The organism is Streptomyces sp. SAT1 (assembly GCF_001654495.1).
GTDB lineage: Bacteria > Actinomycetota > Actinomycetes > Streptomycetales > Streptomycetaceae > Streptomyces > Streptomyces andamanensis.
The window spans coordinates 6,289,374-6,308,423 of sequence record NZ_CP015849.1 but is presented as its reverse complement, the minus strand read 5'-3'; the positions used below and the strand labels follow the sequence as shown (position 1 = coordinate 6,308,423).

Below are 19,050 nucleotides of genomic sequence, written 5' to 3'. Positions count from 1 at the left end.
GCGCCGGGGCGGGTCGTGGGGCGGGGGCGTCGGGTCAGGCGACGGCATGGCCGGGTCCTGTTCTGTGCTGGGGTGCGGGCCGGAAAGACAGGGAAGGCAGAGAAGGCAGAGAAGGCGGGGAAGGCGGGGAAGGCGGGGAAGGCCGAGAGGAGCGGGCCGGGGCCTCGGTCCGGTGGTGCGGGCGGGCGGGGGCGCCGAGGACGGCGGCGACCTGCGCCGCGTAGGTGTCGAGCCCCTCGGCGCCGCTGCCCGGCAGGCCGGTGAGCCGGGGCAGCAGATCGCCGAAGGCGTTGACCTCGCCGACCGCGAAGCGGCGCCAGCCGACGGCCGGCAGCAGGTCGACGCCGACGCACAGGGTGCGCGGGAAGCAGGCCGCGGCCCGCTCGCACACACCGAGCACGTCGGACCAGCGGCCCCCGGCGGCCTCCACCGCGCGCCGCGCCGCGTCGAGGTCGCCGCGGGCGCCGCCCAGGTGGAGGTTGGTCAGGGGCGCGGTGCTCGTGCGCACCACGGCGTGGGTGGCGCGTCCGGCGACGACGAGCACCCGCAGGTCGGCGGCGCGGCCCTGCTGGGACGCCTTGGGCACCCAGCGCTCCAGGTGCAGCCCGTCGGGCGCCAGGGTGTCGACGACGGCGGCGATGTCGCGCTCGTCCTCGTAGCGGCGGATCCGCAGCGAGTTGTACAGCCGTCCGTCCTCGGCGCGTTCGACGGAGGTCGTGGCCCGTACGCGGCCCCTGCCGCCGGACTCCACGGCGAGGACGCCGGATGCCGAGGAGCCGTGCGCGAGCTTGACGAACAGCCGGGGCATGCGGTGCTCCCGCATCAGCCGCCGTACGTCGTCCCAGCCGCCGACCGCCGCGGCGGCGGGCCCGGACGTCGGGGAGGACGGCACGGGCACACCGGCCGCTTCCAGGACGGCGTGGCAGCGGCGCTTGTCGAAGAGCACCGCCAGGTCGCCGGGATGGTCGAGGCGTACGCCGCCGCGCAGGCCGCCCACGGCGGTCAGGAACCGCGTGTACCAGCGGGCCGAGCCCTCGACGCGGGTGGGGTCGTCCACGCCGCGCAGCAGCAGGTCGGCCTCCGCGTTCTCCCCGGGCGAGTCCAGGCGTACGGTCTCGCCGGGCGCGAAGTCGGCACCGCCCGCCCGCAGCACCCCGGTCCACGGCACGACGCGGGGCGCGGGCAGTCCGGCGGCGCGCACGGCCGCGGTGAACAGCGCCACCCGGCGGTTCTCCGGGTTGCCGACCACCGCGAACCGCGGCGCGCTCTCACTCTCCGACGGCGACATAGCGTTCCCGTGCCCGGCCCGCGCTGTGGGCGGGGGTGAGCCCCAGGTCCACGCCGTGCGGCGCGAGGGTGGCGCGCAGCCGCTCGGTGAGCGCCTCGCTCATGAAGTGGTGGCGGAGGTCCAACGACTTCAGGTGGGTGAGCGGCTGTCCGGCCAGCAGGGCGCCGCCGCCGTCCTCGCCGAGGGTGCCCATGGACAGGTCGAGCGAGTCGAGTCCGGCGACGACGGGCGCGGCGGCCACGGCGGCGGCGATGTCGTCCTGGATGTCGCTGTTCTTCAGGCCCAGGTGGCGCAGGCGGGGCCGGTCGCCGAGCGAGGCCAGCAGCGCGTCGGCGTCCGCGCGGGTGCAGTCGCCGCCGTACCAGGAGGTGCCCAGCCACAGATCGAGGTGTTCGAGGGCGGGCAGGTCGCAGGCGCTCACCGCGTGCACCACCGGGCGGGGCAGGCCGCCGGACTCGATGCGCAGCGTGCGCAGCCCCTCGTGCCGCAGCGGTTCGAGCACCAGGTCCTCGGCGCCGCGGACGCCCAGTTCCGCCAGGTGCGGCCAGGCGCGCAGGACGGTGGTCACATCGCCCTGCTTGATCCAGGAGATCTCGGACTCCTCGGACTCCACGTCGGCGAGGAACAGCGCCCGCAGCCGCGGGAAGCGGTGGGCCTCGGCGGTCAGCGCCTCCAGGACGGGCCCGATGCCGTGCTCGTCCCACTCGTCCCACCAGGCGCCCAGGACGAGGGCGGTGACCTGCTCGGTGGGCACCTCGTCGAGGAACCGGGGCCACAGTGTCGCGAAGGGGATCTCCTCCCACAGGCAGGACAGCCGCCAGGCCACCGCGCCGGGCTCCGGCGGTGCGGCGGGGACCTTGCGGCGGGGCTCGGGCGCCGCGAAGTCGTGCACCGGCAGGCCGTGGAAGCTCGTCAGGTGCGAGGGGTAGTAGCGCATCGGGGTCTCACTCCCCCGCCGCGACATAGCGGACGACGGTGCCGTCGCTGTCCTCGTACTCGTCGGTGTCGCTCGCGTCGAGGTCGATCTCGACGCCCGCCGGTTCCAGCGTGGCGCGTATGCGCTGCTGGAGGGGTTCGGTGATGTAGTGGTGGTGCAGATCGAGCTTCTTGAGGTGGGTCAGCGGCTGGCCGCCCAGCAGGGCGGTGGCGCCGTCGTCGGTCAGGACGCCCATCGAAAGGTCGAGCACTTCGACGCGGGCGACGACGGGGGCGGCGGCCACGGCCGCGGCCACCGCGTCCTGGATCTCGCTGTTGCGCAGCGCCAGGTGGCGCAGCCGCGGCAGGCGGGCGCCGCCGAGGATCGGTTCGAGGTCGGCGGGTTCGGAGTCGGCGCCGTACCAGGACGTGCCCAGCCACAGGTCGAGGTGTTCCAGGGCGGGCAGGTCGCTGGCGCCGATGCCGCGCACCACCGCGACGGGCAGCCCGCCGGTCTGCACCGTCAGGGAGCGCAGGTGCTCGTGGCGCAGGGCCGGGAAGGCGAGGCCGGTGCCGCCGCGCACCCCGAACTCCTCCAGTTCCGGGAAGCCGCGCAGCACCGTGGTCACGTCGGTCTGTGTGATCCAGGACAGCTCGCACTCCTCGGAGACCATGTCCCCCAGGAACAGGGCCCGCAGCGCGGGCAGCCGGTCGCGGGCGGCGAGCAGGGCCTCGATCTCGGCGTCGGGGCCGTTGTCGAAGGGCTCGTCCCAGGGGCCGACGATCAGCGCGCGCACCCGGGTGGTGTCCACCGCGGCGCAGAACCGCTCGAACTGCTTGCGCCAGCCGTCCTCTTCCTCCTCGATCTCGACGGCGATGCGCCAGGCGACGGTGTCCGGGGCGGGCAGGTCCACCGCCGTCGGGTCCTCGGGGCAGGTGAAGGCCGGCAGGCCGTACAACTCGGAAAGGTGCTCGTAGAGGGCCATGCGGGCGGCTCCTGACAGGCGGCGGCGGACGGATCTCGACTGTGCGAGCAGTTCTACCAACCGGCACTGACAACGCCGGGCGGCGGGGCGGGGCCGCGCGCCACCGCGCGCCACCGCCCGGCGTCCGGCGGGCCGTTGCCGGTGGCCGGCCGCCGGGCCGTTGTCAGTGGTGGCTCGTACTGTCGTCGTCATGGCCCGGGGCGCGGTGCGCCGGGCGGAGAGGGGGCTGCCCGTGTACCGGCAGGGAGATGTGCTGATCGTGCCCGTCGCCGAGGAGGCGGTGCCGCCGCACGCGCGGCGGGCGCCGAAGGAGCCGCGGGACGCGCGCGGCCGGATGGTCCTGGCCCTGGGCGAGGTCACCGGTCACGCCCACGCGGTGGTGGGTCCGGGGGAACTGGTCCGGGAGCCCGGCCCGTTCGGGCCGATGCTGCTGCGGCTGCCCGAGGGCGGCCGGGTGGTGCACGAGGAGCACGCGGCGATCACCCTGTCCAAGGGGTGGTACCGGGTGATCCGGCAGCGGGAGTACGTGCCCGGTTCGGTGCGGATCGTCGCGGACTGACGGGGCGGGCACGGTGCGGCACATGACGACGGCGGAACAGACGGACCAGACAGAGCAGACGGAACAGAAGGAACAGAAGGAGCGGGGGGACACGATGACGGTGGCGACGGAGCGGGCGCCGGACGGTGCCGCGCAGGCCGGTTCCACGCGGGCCGGTGCCGACGAAGCCGGTGGCACGGGGGCCGCCGACGCGGTGGCGCGGTGGCGGTCCTGGGCGACGGCGGCACGGCCCGCCGACCGGGCCGCGGCCGAGGAGGGCGTACGGCTGGCCTACCGGCGGGCCGGGCTCGCCGAGCCGGAGCGCATCGTGTGGGCCCCGTCCCCGCGGGCGGGTGTGCGGCTGGTGCAGGACCTTCAGGACGCCGGTCCCAGCGTCCGGGACGCGGTCCGCACCGGCCCGTGGGCGGCCGAGCGGCGCCGGACGCAGGCGGAGCTGGGCGCGGCCGGCTGGTCGGCGCGCTGGGCGGCGACCGGCGGTGCGCTCTGGGAGCCGACGCAGGCCCTGGTGGACCGGATCCGCCGAGGCGTGCTGGACGATCTCACCGGGACGGCCGACGGCGGCGGGACGCACGCCGGTGCGGGCGCCGGCGGCAGCACCGGGACCGACAGCGGGCCCGGGAACGAGGCCGGGAGCGAGGCCGAGGCCGAGCTTCGGCTGATCCTGCTGGACGCGGTGCTGGGCCAGCACGACGCGCCGTGGCTGGCCGCGTTCGACACCGGCCGGCCGCCGCTCGACGGGCTGGCGCTGGTGTGCCGCAGCGCCGGCTGGTGGTGGCCGTTCGAGAAGGCCGCGGTGATCTGCGAGCGGCCCGTCGCCCTGCACCGCGACGAGGCGGGGCGCCTGGACCGCGGGGACGGCCCCGCGCTCGCCTACCCGGACGGCTTCGCGCTGTACGCGTGGCGGGGCATGCCGGTCCCGGCCGCCTTCCTGGCGGAGCTGAGCACCCTCACCCCGGAGCGCATCCGCACCGAGGAGAACGCGGAGCTGCGCCGTGTGATGCTGGAGCACTACGGCTACGACCGGTATCTCGCGGACTCCGGTGCCGTCCCGGTGCACCGCGACGAGACGGGCACACTCTGGCGGATCGACCTGGAGGGGGACGAGCCGGTGGTGATGGTGGAGGTGCTCAACTCCACGCCGGAGCCGGACGGCACCCGCCGCACCTACTGGCTGCGGGTGCCGCCGTCGACCCGGGAGGCCAGAGAGGGCGTCGCCTGGACGTTCGGTCTCGGCGCCGAGGCGTACGCACCGCTGAAGGAGACCTGAGCGGCGGCGGGCGCGGTGCGGCCCGCCGCCGCCCGGCGCGGGGTCAGGGCGCCGTGTACGCCTCCACTTCGCTGAACTGCCCGGCCGGCCAGCCGGTGTTGCCGGTGACGGTCAGCCGCAGCCAGCGCAGGCCGGTGCCGCTCGGCAGGGCGACGGTGGCGCTGTTGCCGCTCGCCGGGTCGAAGCGGTAGCCCTGCGCGCCCGCCACGGTGGTGTAGTGCGTGCCGTCGGTGCTGCCCAGGACCGCGACGGTCTGGGTGCGGGCGCCCCAGGCGGCGGACGGCGGGAGCTTCAGCACCAGCCGGCGTACGGTCTGGCTCGATCCGAGGTCGACCGTGAGGGACTGCGGGAAGGCGTTGTTGGCGGACTCCCAGTAGCTGTTCGCGTCGCCGTCGACCGCCTTGCCGGGTGTGTACACGTCCTGGGAGCCGGTGGCGGTGGCCGGGCGGCCCTTGGCGAGGTTGCGGTTCGGGTCGGGGTCGGGGTTGCCCTGTCCCGGCTGCGGCCAGGTGGAGCAGTCCGACCAGGTGCTCGTCCAGCCGGAGTTGCCGCTGCCGTCGGTGATCGCGAAGCTGCCCGAGCCGTTCGGGTAGGGGCAGTTGTAGACACCGGCCGCGCCCACCCCGGTCGCGGTGACGTTCCGGAACGTGGCGGCGCCCTGCGCTTCGGCCTGGACGACGACCGTGCCGGTGTTCTTCACGGTCGCCCCGGTGACGTCGACGTTCTTGACCGGGTAGCCCTGGCCGCCGCCGGAGACGAACTCGAAAGCGCTGTAGGGGCTGTCGGTGACGGTGGTGTCGGTGATGTGGACGGTGGCGTTGATGGCGCTGTCGTAGGAGTCGACGCGCAGGGCGCCCATCGGGTGGTTCCAGTTGGGGTTGAGCGCGCCCGCCCGCACCAGGGTGTTGCCGTCGACCGTGATGGTCCCGGCCAGCGGCGAGAAGGGGTCCATGAACTTCTGGTTGGAGATGGCGATGCCGCTGCCGAGGGCGTTGGTGTCGGAGACCAGGTTGCCGCGGACGGTGATGTCGGTGCCGCCGTAGACGGCGATGCCGTTGGCGAGGTTGGGCTGCGAGATGGTGTTGTTCTCGAAGCTGCTGTCCGTGTCGGGCGCGTACAGGGACCACATGGCCAGGGAGTCGTCGCCCTGGTTGCGCAGGAAGTTGTTGCGCACCCGTACGCCCTTGGCGTTGCCGTTGAGGTTGAGGCCGTCGGCGGTGGTGTCGAGGATGCGGTTGTTCTCCACGACGAGGTTGTCGTTGTCGCCGGTGAGCCACAGACCGCACTTGAGGTGCTGGATCCACATGCCGGAGACGGACGAGCCCGGTCCGAGGGAGCCGTTGACGAAGTTGTCGGGGCTGCCGTCGTTGCGTTCGGTGACCTCGCCGATGACCGCGAAGTCCTTGAGGTGGACGTTGCCCGCGGAGCTGCCCTGGTTGACGAAGCTGGAGCTGTGCACGACGGAGTACCAGCTGCCCGCGCCCTGGAGGGTGACGTTCTGTACGCCGCCGAGCGCGGAGGTCAGCCGGTAGTCGCCCGGCGGGATCCACACCACCCCGCCCTGTGCGGCGTTGATGGCGTCGCGGAAGGCCTGCGTGGAGTCGCCCTGACCGGTGGGGTCGGCGCCCTTGCCGGTGACGGAGACCGATCCGGCGGGCTGGGCGGCGGCCGGTGCGACCTGTTCGAAGTCGGCGACGTCCACGGTGACCTGGACGTTCGTGGCCACCAGGGCGATCTTGTCGCCGGCCTGGACGTTCTGTCCGAGCAGCAGCCGGGCGTTGTCGTAGAAGTGGTGGGTCTTGGCCCCGGCGATCCAGCCGGTGTCCACGTAGGAGTACTTGGAGGTGACGGTGAGCGTCCTGGCGAGCCGGGTGCCGTTGACGTAGACGTCGAGGGTGCCGGACTGGCCGTCGGGGACGGTGTAGGCGACGTTCAGGGCGTTGGCGGCGCGCGGCGCGGTGAACTCCACGCGCTGTCCGGAGGCGAGGCGGACGGCCTGGCGGCCCGACGCCTCGGAGGCGAGGGTGCCCTGGGTGAAATCGGGGCCGATCTTCGTGCCGGTGGTGGTGGCGGACTCGGCCTCCACCGAGGTGAAGGGGAGGTTCGCGCCCGCCGCCGCGTGCGCGGCGGGCGCGGTGAGGGTGACGAGCATGCCGGCGCCGAGGGCGACGGTGGCCGCGAGAGCCGGCAGGCGACGGGTGGATCTGGGCGTGCTGGTGCCGTACATGTGCTGATCCCTTCGTGGTGGGGTGCGGGGATAGCGCTGTGCGGGTCGGCGGCCGGGGGCCCCTCCGGTCGTGGGGAGGAAGCCGGCCGGTGGCGGGCCCCCGGCGCTGCGCGGGCTCAGTCGCGCAGCCAGACCGCCGTGTCCTGCGGGATGCGGCCCGAGTCGTCCAGGGGTCCGCTGGCCAGCAGGAGTCGGGTGTGAGCGGGTGGTGCCACGGGGTCGGCGCCGAGGTTGACCACGCAGGCCGTGCCCTCGGCGCGGCGGAAGGAGAGGACCCCGTCGGGGGCGTCGTGCCAGGTGAGGGGGGCGTCGCCGAAGTGCGGGCGGAGCCGGATCGCCTCCCGGTACAGGGCCAGCATGGAGCCGGGGTCGCGCTGTTGCCGGTCGACGGCGTGGGCGGCCCAGCCCGCGGGCTGCGGCAGCCACGGTTCCCGGTCCGCGCCGGTGCCGAAGCCGGCGTGGGGGGCGTCGGCCGCCCAGGGCAGCGGGACCCGGCAGCCGTCACGGCCCGGGTCGGTGCCGCCGGAGCGTACGTGCATCGGGTCCTCGATGCGCGCCGGCGGGATGTCCGCCTCGGGCAGGCCCAGCTCCTCCCCCTGGTAGACGTAGACGGCGCCGGGCAGGGCCAGGGACAGCAGGGCCGCCGCGCGGGCCCGGCGGGTGCCGAGGACCGGGTCGGTGGGGGTGCCGAACGCCTTGGCGGCGAAGTCGAAGCCGGTGTCGGCGCGGCCGTAGCGGGTGACGGTCCGGGTGACGTCGTGGTTGCACAGCACCCAGGTGGCGGGGGCGCCCACGGGCGCGTGCTCGGCCAGGGTCTCGTCGATGGAGCGGCGCAGCCGGGCCGCCTCCCAGGGGCAGGCCATGAAGGCGAAGTTGAAGGCGCTGTGCAGTTCGTCGGGGCGCAGATAGCGGGCGAAGCGCTCGCTGTCGGGGAGCCACACCTCGCCGACGAAGACGCCGCCGTACTCGTCGGCGATCCGGCGCCAGGAGCGGTAGACGTCGTGGAGTTCGTCGCGGTCGACGTAGGGGTGCGGGTCGCGGCCCGGGGTGAAGTCGGGCAGGCGGGGGTCCTTGGCGAGCAGGGCCGCGGAGTCGATGCGGACCCCGGCGACGCCCCGCTCGAACCAGAACCGCAGGATGTCCTCGTGCTCCTGGCGGACGGCCGGGTGCGCCCAGTTGAGGTCGGGCTGTTCGGGGGCGAACAGGTGCAGGTACCAGGCGCCGTCGGGCAGCCGGGTCCAGGCCGGGCCGCCGAACTCGGACGTCCAGTCGTTGGGCGGGAGTTCGCCGTGGGCGCCGCGGCCGGGCCGGAAGTGGAACAGCTCGCGCTCGCCGCCGCCGGCCAGCGCGGCCCGGAACCAGGGGTGCTGGTCGGAGACGTGGTTGGGCACGATGTCGACGATGGTGCGGATGCCCAGCTCGCGGGCCTCGGCGATGAGTTTCTCGGCCTCGGCGAGGGTGCCGAAGGCGGGGTCGACCGTTCGGTAGTCGGCGACGTCGTAGCCGCCGTCCTTCATCGGGGACAGGTACCAGGGGTTGAACCACAGGGCGTCCACGCCGAGTGCGGCGAGGTACGGCAGCCGGGAGCGGACGCCGGCGAGGTCTCCGGTGCCGTCGCCGTCGCCGTCGGCGAAGCTGCGGACGTACACCTGGTAGATGACGGCGGAGCGCCACCAGGCGTCGTCGGCGCGGCTGCTCCGGGCAGGGGTGGGCTGTCCCACGGTGCGTGCCTTTCTGTCTCGGTCTGTCTCGGTGCGAGGGGCCGGGTCAGGTCAGCCCTTGGTGCTGCCCGCGCTGATCCCGGCGATGATGTGCCGCTGGAAGACGAGGAAGAGCGCGACCATCGGGATGCTGGCGATCACCATGGCGGCGATGAGCACGGTCAGCTGGATGTTCTGCGACAGCTGGACGAGGGCCACGCCGATGGGCTGCTTGTCGGTGTCGGAGAAGACCATCAGCGGCCACAGGAAGTCCTGCCAGACGGCGACCAGCGCGAAGATGGACACCACGCCGAGCACGGGCCGCGACATCGGCAGCACGATCGACCACAGGGTGCGCAGTTTTCCGGCGCCGTCGATCTCGGCGGCCTCCAGGACGTCCCGCGGTATCTGGTCGAAGAACCGTTTGAGCAGGTAGAGGTTGAAGGCGTTGGCGACGGCCGGCAGCCAGATGGCGAGGGGGTCGTTGAGCAGGCTGGTGTGGAGGAGCGGCAGGTCGGCGACGGTGAGGTACTTCGGTACGACCAGCGCCTGGGCCGGGACCATCAGGGTGGCGAGGATGCCGCCGAGGATCACCTTGCCGAAGGCCGGTCTCAGCTTGGACAGGGCGTAGGCGGCGGCGGTGCACAGGACGAGTTGGAAGGCCCAGGCGCCGGCCGCCTGGACGAGGGTGTTCCACAGGTGCCGGGGCAGTTGCATCAGGTCCCAGGCGTCGGTGTAGGCACTCAGGTGCCACTGCTCGGGCACCAGGGTGGGCGGGGTCTGCGCCACCTCGTCCGGCGACTTCAGGGCGCCGGTGACCATCCAGTAGACGGGGAAGAGGAAGGCGAGCGCGAACAGCAGCACCACACCGGTGAAGACGGTCCAGTAGAGGACCTTGCCGCGCGGGCGGGCCAGGGCCGCCGGGGAGACGAGGGTACGGGTGCTGCTCATGCGTCCATACCTTTCTTCGTGGGTTGATCGCGGTCATTCGTAAGATCGGGACACCCAGGGATGCCGGGTGTGGCTTTCATGCGAGTGCCGCGTTCGTGGCTGAGGAGGATTGGCCGCCCGGCATCCCGCGACGACTCGACTGCTGATTGGGATGCGCGAACCGAATCGCTCGTATGGACGTGACAGCGAGGTCGTCTGCTGGGACAGCACAAGCGAACGACGAAGGAGAGTCCGGTGCCCGAACTGTGGGCGGGGACGGATGCGGGCAAGGCCGAGCACCACTGCACCGTGATCGATGCGGACGGTGAGAAGGCGCTCTCGCGCCGGGTGCCGAACAGCGAGGACGAGCTGCTGCAGCTGCTCGGTGACGTCCTGGACCTCGCCGACGGCGACCCCGTCACCTGGGCGGTCGACCTCAACGCCGGCGGCGCCGCGCTGTGGATCGCGCTGCTGGTCAACCACGGACAGCGGCTGTTCTACATCCCCGGCCGGACCGTGCACCACGCCTCCGGGTCCTACCGCGGCGACGGCAAGAGCGACGCCAAGGACGCCTTCGTCATCGCCGACCAGGCCCGCATGCGCCGCGACCTCCAGCCGCTGCAGGAGACCAGCGGGATCGCGGTCGACCTGAAGATCCTGACCGGCCGCCGCATGGACCTGTCCGCCGACCGCACCCGGGCCGTCAACCGGCTGCGAGCGCAGATCCTGGAGTACTTCCCCGCCCTGGAGAGGGCCTTCGACTACAGCACCTCCAAGACCGCGCTCGTCCTGCTGACCGGATACCAGGCCCCGGCCGCCCTGCGCCGGATCGGCCGGGCCCGGCTGACCACCTGGCTCAAGAACCACGGCGTCCGCACCCTGAACGTCGCCAAGAGCGCCGCCGACGCCGCCGTCACCGCCGCCGAGGCGCAGTTCACCGTCGTTCCCGGGGAGAAGACCGCCGCGAAGATGGTCCACACCCTGGCCAGGGAGGTGATGGCCCTCGACGAGGAGATCGCCCAGACCAACGCCCTCATCCAGGGCCGGTTTCGCGAACATCCCGACGCCGAAGTGATCACCAGCATGCCCGGCATCGGCGACATGCTCGGGGCGGAGTTCATCGCCGCGACCGGTGGTGACATGGCCGCCTTCGGCAGCCCCGACCGGCTCGCCGGCGTTGCCGGACTCGCCCCCGTCCCCCGCGACTCGGGCAAGGTCAGCGGCAACCTGCGCAGGCCCAGACGCTACAGCCGCCGACTCCTGCGGATGTTCTACCTCTCCGCCCAGACCGCCACCGTGCACTGCCCGCAGTCCAGGACCTTCTACCAGCGCAAACGCGCCGAAGGAAAGTCCCACAAGCAGGCCGTCCTCGCGCTGGCCAGACGCCGCCTGAACGTGCTCTGGGCCCTGATACGCGACCATCGGACCTTCGCGGCCGTCGCGCCCCAACCCGCTGCCGCAGCGGCATGACCCCGTCACGAGGCGTCACCGCCCCGGCTTGACAACGTCATTGGGAATCCTCCTGGCCGGAGCCGGAGCGGGTCAGCCGCAGGTACAGGGCGGAGAACAGGCCGAGCAGCACGAGCAGCATCACGCTGAGCGCGCAGGCGCCGCCGAAGTCGTTGTAGAGGAAGGCGTACTTGTAGATGAGGTAGAGCACGGTGACGGTGGCGTTCTCGGGGCCGCCGCCGGTGATGACGAACGGCTCGGTGAAGACCTGCATGGTCGCGATGATCTGGAGGAGCATCAGCATCAGGATCACGAACCGCGTCTGCGGGACGGTGACGTGGCGGACGCGCTGGAGGAGGCTCGCGCCGTCCAGTTCGGCGGCCTCGTACAGCTCGCCGGGGATGGACTGGAGGGCGGCCAGGTAGATGAGGACGGTACCGCCGAGGTTGGCCCAGGTGGCGACCAGAACCAGGGAGACCAGGGCGGTGTCGGCGCCGTTGGTCCAGTTCGAGGTGGGCAGGTGCAGGGTGCGCAGCGCCTCGTTGGCGAGGCCGGCGCCCGGGTCGTAGAACCACTTCCACAGCAGGGCGCTGACCACCGGCGGGATCATCACCGGCAGATAGACGGCGACCCGGAAGAAGGCGCGGGCGTGCCGCAGTTCGTTGAGGACGAGGGCCAGCACGAACGGGACGGCGAAGCCGATCAGCAGGGCGAGTCCGGTGAAGACGAGGGTGTTGCGCCAGGCGTCGGCGAACTCCGGGTCGTGCAGGACGTGGGTGAAGTTGGCGGTGCCCACCCACTGGGGCGACTGGCCGGGCGTGTACTTCTGGAAGGCGATCACGACGGCGCGGATCGCCGGGTACCAGGAGAACAGGGCGAAGCAGATCAGGCCGCCGAGCAGGAAGGCGTAGGCGCGGGCCTGTTCGGCGAGGCGGCGCCGCCGCTGCCCGGCGGGGCGGGGCGGCTGTGGCGGCGGGGGGACGGCGGCCCGCTCCCGCAGGGGCCGCCGCTCGGCCGTCTTGGTCATGGCGGCTCAGCTCCGCTCCAGGATGCCGTCGATCTTGCCCGAGGCGTCCTTCAGGAGCTGGTCGATGTCGGCGTCCTTCTTGGTGAGCACGGCGGAGACCACGCCGTCCAGCACGGAGTAGATCTGCTGGGCGCTGGGCGGTTCCACCTTCAGCGTGAGGCTCTGGTTGCCGTCCAGGAAGGAGCGGTAGTTCTCCACCGGCACATTGGCGTTGGCCTTCTTGACCTGCTGGTCGGTGGCGTCGGCGGCGCCGGTGAACAGGCGGGGCTCGGGCAGGCCGACCGGGGCGTCGTGCTTCTTGGCGCGGGCGTAGTCGCCGAGGAAGCCCTTGCCGGGGGTGAGGAACATGTGGTCGAGCCACTTCAGGCCGGCCCGGATCTGGGCGGGTGTGTCCTTCTTGCTGAACATGTAACCGTCGCCGCCGACGAGGGTGCCCTGCCCGCCGGGCATCGGGGCGAGGGCGAGGTCCTTGTAGTTGCCGCCCTTCTCCTTGACCAGGATCGGGATGTTGTCGGGGGCGGAGAGGTACATGCCGAGCTTGCCCGAACCCATCATCTGCTGGGCGTCGTTGATGACGAGGAGCTGCTTGCTGCCCATGGAGTCGTCGGTCCAGCGCATGTCGTGCAGGTTCTGGAGGACGGCATGGCCCGCGGGGGTGTCGACACTGGCCTTCTTGCCGTCGGCGCTGACGACGTCGCCGCCCTGGGAGTACAGCTCGGCGGTGAAGTGCCAGCCGCCCTGGTTCTGGGCGCTGTAGTCGGCGTAGCCGACGGTGCCGCCGCCGAGCGCGGCGATCCGCTTGGCGTCGGCGCGGACCTCCGCCCAGGTCGTGGGCGGCTTGTCGGGGTCGAGTCCGGCCTTCTCGAAGAGCTTCCTGTTGTAGATCAGGCCCATCGAGTAGCCGGTGCGCGGGATGCCGTAGACCTTGCCGTCGACGGTGTAGATGTCGCGCAGCTGCTTGCTGAGGGTGGGGTAGCTCTTGAGCTCCTTGACGTACGGGGTGAGGTCGGCGGCCTGGCCGGTGGCGACCACATGGCGGACGTCGGTGAAGTAGGTGTAGAAGACGTCCTCCATCTGGCCGCCGGCCAGTTTCGCGTCGAACGTCTTGGGGTCCTCGCAGGGGAACGCGTCGTGCGCGACGACGTCGATGTCCGGGTTCTGCTTCTCGAAGGACGCCACGTCCTCGTCGAAGAACGTCCGGTCGGTCCTGGCGCTCTTGGGCGGCTGGCAGTTGACCGTGATGCGGGTCTTGCCGTTCGCGGACGCGTCGTCGTCGGAGCCGCACGCCGTCGCGGCGAGGGCGAGGGAGCAGACGCCGATCGCGGCGACGGCATGGCGGAACCCGGTGCTTCTCATCGGTGGACCCCTCTGGACAGGAGCGGTGGGCGCCGCACACTCAAGCACCGGCGACAGGTCTTCGCAAGATGTCGCGCAGAATCTGCAATTATTTGACAGGGCGATGGATCTCCGGGACGCTACCCGGCATCGTCAAACCCGGAGATGGCCTCAGGGGCGGGGTGCCTGGGCGGTCGAGCCGCGGACCACCAGCTCCGGTTCGAACAGCAGCTCGTCCGCCGGTACGGCGCTGCCCCCGATCCGGGCGTGCAGCAGCTCCACGACCGCCTTGCCCATCGACTCGATGGGCTGGCGGACCGTGGTCAGCGGCGGTGCGGTGCAGTTCATCAGGGCGGAGTCGTCGTACCCCACGACCGAGATCCGCGCGGGGACGTCGAGTCCGCGGCGGCGGGCGGCCCGTACGACACCCAGGGCGAGCGGGTCGCTGGCGCAGATGAACCCGGTGACCCCGCGGTCGATGAGCTTGGCCGCCGCCGCGTGGCCGCCCTCGATGGAGAAGATGGCGCGGGCGACGAACTCCTCGGGCAGATCGGGGCGGATCGCGCGGGCCGCCGCGAGCTTGCGCGCGGACGGCACATGGTCCCCTGGGCCGAGGACGAGGCCGATCCGCTCGTGCCCCAGGGAGGCCAGATGGCGCCACGCCTGCTCCACCGCCACCGCGTCGTCGCAGGACACGCCCGGGAACCCGAGGTGTTCGATGCGGGCGTTGACCAGCACGACCGGGATGTTGCGGTCGGCCAGCAGCCGGTAGTGGTCGTGCGGCGCGTCCGACTGGGCGTACAGACCGCCGGCGAAGACGACGCCGGAGACCTGCTGCTGGAGCAGCAGTTCCACGTAGTCGGCCTCCGACACCCCGCCCTTGGTCTGGGTGCACAGCACGGGCGTGAGCCCCAGCTGGGCCAGGGCGCCGCCGATGACCTCGGCGAAGGCCGGGAAGATGGGGTTCTGCAGCTCGGGCAGGACCAGCCCGACCAGACGCGCGCGCTCGCCGCGCAGCTGGGTGGGCCGCTCGTAGCCGAGCACGTCCAGCGCGGACAGCACCGCCTGCCGGGTGGCCGCGGAGACTCCCGGTTTGCCGTTGAGCACCCGGCTGACCGTGGCCTCGCTGACCCCGACCTTCTTCGCCACTTCCGCAAGTCGTCGCGTCATGGCCGCAAGAATAGCGCAATTCATGCAAGCCGCTTGCGTTACCGAAGTGTGTGCCCGCTACACGCGGCTCGTGGTCGCCGTGTCGGACGACAGCCGCTGGGCGAGGTGGATCGGGACGACGGAGAGCAGCACCAGGACGGCCGCCACGACGTTCACCACGGGCGCCTGGCGCGGTCTGGTCATGTTGCCGTAGATCCAGACGGGCAGGGTCTCGACCCCGGGTCCGGCGGTGAAGGTGGTCACCACGATCTCGTCGAAGGACAGCGCGAAGGACAGCAGCGCGCCCGCCAGCAGCGCGGAGCGGATCAGCGGGAAGGTGACGTCGGCGAAGGCGCGCAGGGGGTGGGCGCCCAGGTCCGCCGCCGCCTCCTCGCAGGAGCCCGAGGTGCGCCGCAGCCGGGCCACCACGTTGTTGAAGACCACGACGACGCAGAAGGTGGCGTGCCCGACGACCACGGTGAACAGGCCGAGGCCGATCCCGAGCGGCGCGAGGACCGTGGAGAACGCGGAGTTGAGGGCGATGCCGGTGACGATGCCGGGCAGCGCGATGGGCAGCACGACGGCGAAGGACAGGGCGCCGCTGCCGAAGAAGCGGTGGCGGGCCACGGCGAAGGCGATGAGCGTGCCGAGGACCAGGGCGATCGCGGTGGCCCCCAGCCCGGCCCGTACCGACACCCACAGCGCGTGACGGGCCCCCGAGCTGTGCCAGGCCGCCGCCCACCAGCGGGTGGTCAGCCCCGGCGGCGGCCAGCTCGCGCTGCGGTCGGGGTTGAGGGAGTTGACGAGGACCAGCAGCAGCGGGACGTACAGCAGCGCGAAGCCCGCGCAGGCGGCGGCGCGCAGCGCGATGCGCGCCCGGCGGGAGAGGTACAACATGGCGGGAACCCCCTGTGACGTGCCGGGACGGGCGGTCAGAGCCCGCTGAGCGCGCCCGTGCGGCGCAGCGCCAGCAGATAGAGGACGATGACGGCGACGGGCACGGTGGCGAGGGCGGCGGCCAGCGGCGGGTCGAGTTCGATCTCGGAGTGGACGAGGTTGCCGATCAGCTGGGTCTTGCCGCCGACGATCTCCACGGTGATGTAGTCGCCGAGGCTGAGCGAGAAGGTGAACACCGAGCCGGCGGCGACCGACGGCAGCACGAGGGGCAGCACCACCGAGCGGACGGTGCGCCAGGGCCGGGCACCGAGGTCGGCCGAGGCGTCCAGCAGCCCCGCGGGCAGCCGCACCAGGGCGGTGTGCACCGGCAGGACCATGTACGGCAGCCACAGGTACGTCAGGGTCAGCACCGCCGCCGGCAGCCCGAACCCGGGTCCGCTCAGCCCCAGCGGCCGCAGCAGCCAGTCGGCGAGGCCGCCCTGGGACAGGATGAGCCGCCAGGCGTACACCTTGACCAGATAGCTCGCCCACAGCGGGGTGAGGACGGCCACCACGAGCAGCGGACGCAGCCGCGGCCGGGCGACACACGCGGTGTAGAAGGCCAGCGGAAGGGCGATCACCGTGCACAGGGCGGTGACGGCGAGCGCCACACCGATGCTGCGGACCGTCACCTGGCGGTAGACCGGTGTCGTCAGCAGGGTGTGGAAGTTGTCCGCCGACCAGACCTTGACGACCGCGGCGGTGAAGGAGTCCGTCGTCCAGAAGGCGGAGACGAACAGCACGGCCAGCGAGCCGAGATAGAGCACGCAGAGCCAGAGCAGCGGGGCGGTGAGCAGCAGCCCGAGTCCGAGCCGGGGGCGCCGGTGCAGCGCCCCGGCGAGCCGCGTGAGGGGATCGCGGGCCGGTGCGGCGGCGGTGCGCGCGGTGGCGGCCACGGTTCAGCCCTTGATCTCGGTCCAGGCCCGCACCCACGCGGCGTAGGGCACGCACTTCACGTCGGTGCGGCCGTCCAGGCACTGTTCGATGGGCGTGTTCCAGAAGGCGATCCGCTTCCAGTACGCCGCGTCGGCCGCGTGGTAGGTGGCGCAGAAGTTCCGGTCGGCGGTGTGCGCGCAGGCCCCGGCGTTGGCGGGCGCCTCGCCGAAGTACTCGGCGACCTGGGCGTTGACCTTCGGCGAGACGATCCAGTCCAGCCACTTGTAGGCGCAGGTGGGGTGCTTCGCCCTGGCGGAGACCATCCAGGTGTCGGACCAGCCGGTCGAGCCCTCCTGGGGGACGAACGCCCTGACCTCCGCGCCTTCGGAGGCGGCGAGGTTGGCGATGACCTGCCAGGTGGTGCCGATCACGGAGTCGCCGCTCTTGAAGGCGGAGACCTCCTTGAGGTAGTCGCCCCAGTACTCGCCGATGTCCGCGTTCTGCTTCTTCAGCAGGGCCACGGCCGCGTCGAACTGCTTCTGGTCCAGCGCGTAGGGGTCCTCGATCCTCAGCTCGGGCCGGGACGCCTTGAGGTAGAGCGCCGCGTCGGCGATGTAGATCGGCGAGTCGTAGGCCGTGACATGCCCCTTGTACGGCGCCGCGCCGTCGAAGACGGCCGACCAGGAGGTGGGCGCGGGCTTCACCCTCCGCGTGTCGTACATGAGGAGGTTGGCGCCCCGGCCGTGCGGGATGCCGTAGGCGCGGCCCTTGACGGAGTTCCACGGCTGCATCCGCAGGTCGGGGTAGACACCGCGGTAGTTCGGTACGAGGTCGGTGTTGACGGGGGCCGCGTCGCCGGACGCGATGAGCCGCAGGGAGGCGTCCCCGGAGGCCGACACGGCGTCGTAGTCCCCGGTCTTCATCAGCTTGACCATCTCGTCGGAGTCGGCCGCCACCTTGGCGCGGACCCGGCAGCCGGTCTGCTTCTCGAAGCCGCTGACCCAGTCGGCCTTCGGGTCGTCCGAGCCGTCCTCGACGTAGCCCGCCCAGGCGATCAGGTTCACCTGCCCCTCCGCCCGGCCCAGGTGGGTGGGGGCCTTGAGGTCGGGTGGTCGGAGACCGCCGGACGAGGAGGAGCCGCCGGAGGAGCCGCAGGCGGTGGCGGCGAGCAGCAGTGCGGCGGCGGTCGCGCGGGTGAGGATGCGGGTGGGGCGCATGCGGTGACTCCCAGTGGGGTGGGACGGGGTTCAGCGGGTGTTTCAGCGGGTGTCGGGGACCGGGACCGCGTGCCGGCGGTGCCAGGTCAGGCCGACGCGGGTGCCGCGGTAGGCGGCGACGTCCGCGGCGGAGTTCTCCAGGTTCTGCTGGAGCGCGGTGAGCCGGCCGCCCGCGTCGAGGTCGACCAGGAAGCGGGTGGAGTCGCCGAGGTAGACGACCTCGGCGACGGTGCCGGTGGCCGTGACGTACCCGGGGCCGTCCGCCCCGGTGGCCTCGGCGCGGACACGGATCTTCTCCGGGCGGACGGTGTGGAGGCCGCCGGTGCCCAGGATCCGCCGGGCGGCCGCGTCCCGGAGCAGGTTGGAGGCGCCGACGAAGCCCGCGACGAAGGCGGTCGCGGGCCGTTCGTAGATCTCGGCGGGGGTGCCGGCCTGTTCCACGCGGCCCTCGCGGAGGACGGCGACCCGGTCGCTGAGGGCAAGTGCCTCGGTCTGGTCGTGGGTGACGAGGACGAAGGTGATGCCCACCTCGCGCTGGAGCGCCTTGAGTTCGCTCTGCATCCGCTCCCGCAGCTCCCGGTCGAGGGCGCCGAGCGGTTCGTCCAGGAGCAGCACCCGGGGGCGGCCCACCAGGGCGCGGGCGAGGGCGACGCGCTGGCGCTGGCCGCCGGAGAGCGCCCCCGGGCGCCGGGCGCCGTAGCCGTCCAGGCCGACCTGGTCCAGCGCCTCGCGCGCCTGGGCCAGGCGCCGCGCCTTGGGCACCTTGCGGATCCTGAGGGCGTAGGCGACGTTCTGTTCGACCGTCATGTGCGGGAAGAGGGCGTAGTCCTGGAAGACGGTGTGCACGTCCCGCTCGAACGGGGCGAGGGCCGTGACGTCCCGGCCGCCGAGGGCGACGGTTCCGGCGGTGGGGCGCTCGAAACCGGCGATCAGGCGCAGCACCGTGGTCTTGCCCGAGCCCGAGGGTCCGAGCAGGGAGAAGAACGCGCCGTCCGCGATCTCCAGGTCGACCCCGGCCACCGCGGTGGTCCGCCCGAACGCCTTGCGCAGGCCCCGCAACCGGATCGCGCTTCCCTGCATGCGGACCCCTTCCGGCCCTCATGGACAGTGCAACGTTGCACGCAAGATAGGGAGTCGTGGTGCAAAGCTCAAGACCGCCTCGGGGCGCACTCCTGCCCGACGGGTGAGA

16 protein-coding genes are annotated in these 19,050 nt (G+C 72.5%); 3 read left to right on the top strand and 13 right to left on the bottom strand.

Annotated elements, in window-relative coordinates:
* Positions 1–34: 34 nt before the first annotated feature.
* The 3 genes from A8713_RS27040 to A8713_RS27030 are packed head-to-tail and all read right to left on the bottom strand — an operon-like array spanning position 35 to position 3,189.
* On the bottom strand, positions 35–1,288 hold the full coding sequence (locus A8713_RS27040; RefSeq protein ID WP_064536252.1) for an STM4014 family protein: 1,254 nt from the start codon (positions 1,286–1,288) through the stop codon (positions 35–37).
* The gene (locus A8713_RS27035; RefSeq protein WP_064536250.1) at positions 1,269–2,225 is read right to left on the bottom strand and encodes an STM4015 family protein; all 957 of its coding nucleotides are present in this window, start codon (positions 2,223–2,225) and stop codon (positions 1,269–1,271) included. The genes A8713_RS27040 and A8713_RS27035 overlap by 20 nt, the downstream gene beginning before the upstream one ends.
* A gap of 7 nt (positions 2,226–2,232) precedes the next feature.
* Positions 2,233–3,189, bottom strand: coding sequence for an STM4015 family protein (locus tag A8713_RS27030; RefSeq protein ID WP_064536248.1), 957 nt, complete (start codon positions 3,187–3,189; stop codon positions 2,233–2,235).
* Between the two features lie 232 nt (positions 3,190–3,421).
* Here A8713_RS27030 and A8713_RS27025 point away from each other — a divergent pair, with 232 nt between their 5' ends.
* The gene (locus A8713_RS27025) at positions 3,422–3,748 is read left to right on the top strand and encodes a hypothetical protein (protein ID WP_064537740.1); all 327 of its coding nucleotides are present in this window, start codon (positions 3,422–3,424) and stop codon (positions 3,746–3,748) included.
* Positions 3,749–3,842: 94 nt separating this feature from the next.
* Positions 3,843–5,015: a DUF6745 domain-containing protein gene (locus A8713_RS27020; RefSeq protein WP_064537739.1), complete on the top strand. Its 1,173-nt coding sequence runs from the start codon at positions 3,843–3,845 to the stop codon at positions 5,013–5,015.
* A 43-nt stretch (positions 5,016–5,058) separates the two neighbouring features.
* Here A8713_RS27020 and A8713_RS27015 read toward each other — a convergent pair whose 3' ends face one another.
* From A8713_RS27015 to A8713_RS27005, 3 genes are all read right to left on the bottom strand, one after another.
* Positions 5,059–7,242, bottom strand: coding sequence for a discoidin domain-containing protein (locus tag A8713_RS27015; protein WP_064536246.1), 2,184 nt, complete (start codon positions 7,240–7,242; stop codon positions 5,059–5,061).
* Between the two features lie 116 nt (positions 7,243–7,358).
* Positions 7,359–8,963: a glycoside hydrolase family 13 protein gene (locus tag A8713_RS27010; protein ID WP_064536244.1), complete on the bottom strand. Its 1,605-nt coding sequence runs from the start codon at positions 8,961–8,963 to the stop codon at positions 7,359–7,361.
* Between the two features lie 51 nt (positions 8,964–9,014).
* Positions 9,015–9,893 (bottom strand): carbohydrate ABC transporter permease, encoded by an 879-nt coding sequence (locus A8713_RS27005; protein WP_064536242.1) that lies wholly within the window; start codon positions 9,891–9,893, stop codon positions 9,015–9,017.
* 234 nt (positions 9,894–10,127) lie between these two features.
* On the opposite strand from A8713_RS27005, the gene A8713_RS27000 reads away from it, so the two are divergent.
* On the top strand, positions 10,128–11,342 hold the full coding sequence (locus A8713_RS27000; protein WP_064536240.1) for an IS110 family transposase: 1,215 nt from the start codon (positions 10,128–10,130) through the stop codon (positions 11,340–11,342).
* 37 nt (positions 11,343–11,379) lie between these two features.
* On the opposite strand, the gene A8713_RS26995 is transcribed toward A8713_RS27000, so the two are convergent.
* From A8713_RS26995 to A8713_RS26965, 7 genes are all read right to left on the bottom strand, one after another.
* A complete protein-coding gene (locus tag A8713_RS26995; protein ID WP_064536238.1) occupies positions 11,380–12,348 on the bottom strand; it encodes a carbohydrate ABC transporter permease in 969 nt (322 codons plus the stop codon).
* 6 nt (positions 12,349–12,354) lie between these two features.
* Positions 12,355–13,704 carry an ABC transporter substrate-binding protein gene (locus A8713_RS26990; RefSeq protein WP_064536237.1) on the bottom strand — a complete coding sequence of 450 codons (1,350 nt, stop codon included), beginning with the start codon at positions 13,702–13,704 and terminating at the stop codon, positions 12,355–12,357.
* A 150-nt stretch (positions 13,705–13,854) separates the two neighbouring features.
* On the bottom strand, positions 13,855–14,853 hold the full coding sequence (locus A8713_RS26985; RefSeq protein ID WP_173860912.1) for a LacI family DNA-binding transcriptional regulator: 999 nt from the start codon (positions 14,851–14,853) through the stop codon (positions 13,855–13,857).
* 57 nt (positions 14,854–14,910) lie between these two features.
* Entirely contained in the window at positions 14,911–15,726 is an 816-nt protein-coding gene (locus A8713_RS26980; RefSeq protein WP_064537738.1) for an ABC transporter permease, read from the bottom strand.
* A gap of 38 nt (positions 15,727–15,764) precedes the next feature.
* Positions 15,765–16,664: an ABC transporter permease gene (locus A8713_RS26975; RefSeq protein WP_064536235.1), complete on the bottom strand. Its 900-nt coding sequence runs from the start codon at positions 16,662–16,664 to the stop codon at positions 15,765–15,767.
* Between the two features lie 3 nt (positions 16,665–16,667).
* A complete protein-coding gene (locus A8713_RS26970; protein ID WP_064536233.1) occupies positions 16,668–17,861 on the bottom strand; it encodes an ABC transporter substrate-binding protein in 1,194 nt (397 codons plus the stop codon).
* A 42-nt stretch (positions 17,862–17,903) separates the two neighbouring features.
* Positions 17,904–18,941 carry an ABC transporter ATP-binding protein gene (locus A8713_RS26965; RefSeq protein WP_064536231.1) on the bottom strand — a complete coding sequence of 346 codons (1,038 nt, stop codon included), beginning with the start codon at positions 18,939–18,941 and terminating at the stop codon, positions 17,904–17,906.
* Positions 18,942–19,050 lie beyond the last annotated feature (109 nt).

Bases quoted from the DNA above. Each gene is read 5' to 3' on its own strand.
- A8713_RS27040 (WP_064536252.1), bottom strand. From the start codon at position 1,288: ATGTCGCCGTCGGAGAGTGAGAGCGCGCCGCGGTTCGCGGTGGTCGGC.
- A8713_RS27035 (WP_064536250.1), bottom strand. From the start codon at position 2,225: ATGCGCTACTACCCCTCGCACCTGACGAGCTTCCACGGCCTGCCGGTG.
- A8713_RS27030 (WP_064536248.1), bottom strand. From the start codon at position 3,189: ATGGCCCTCTACGAGCACCTTTCCGAGTTGTACGGCCTGCCGGCCTTC.
- A8713_RS27020 (WP_064537739.1), top strand. From the start codon at position 3,843: ATGACGGTGGCGACGGAGCGGGCGCCGGACGGTGCCGCGCAGGCCGGT.
- A8713_RS27015 (WP_064536246.1), bottom strand. From the start codon at position 7,242: ATGTACGGCACCAGCACGCCCAGATCCACCCGTCGCCTGCCGGCTCTC.
- A8713_RS27005 (WP_064536242.1), bottom strand. From the start codon at position 9,893: ATGAGCAGCACCCGTACCCTCGTCTCCCCGGCGGCCCTGGCCCGCCCG.
- A8713_RS26995 (WP_064536238.1), bottom strand. From the start codon at position 12,348: ATGACCAAGACGGCCGAGCGGCGGCCCCTGCGGGAGCGGGCCGCCGTC.
- A8713_RS26990 (WP_064536237.1), bottom strand. From the start codon at position 13,704: ATGAGAAGCACCGGGTTCCGCCATGCCGTCGCCGCGATCGGCGTCTGC.
- A8713_RS26985 (WP_173860912.1), bottom strand. From the start codon at position 14,853: ATGACGCGACGACTTGCGGAAGTGGCGAAGAAGGTCGGGGTCAGCGAG.
- A8713_RS26970 (WP_064536233.1), bottom strand. From the start codon at position 17,861: ATGCGCCCCACCCGCATCCTCACCCGCGCGACCGCCGCCGCACTGCTG.
- A8713_RS26965 (WP_064536231.1), bottom strand. From the start codon at position 18,941: ATGCAGGGAAGCGCGATCCGGTTGCGGGGCCTGCGCAAGGCGTTCGGG.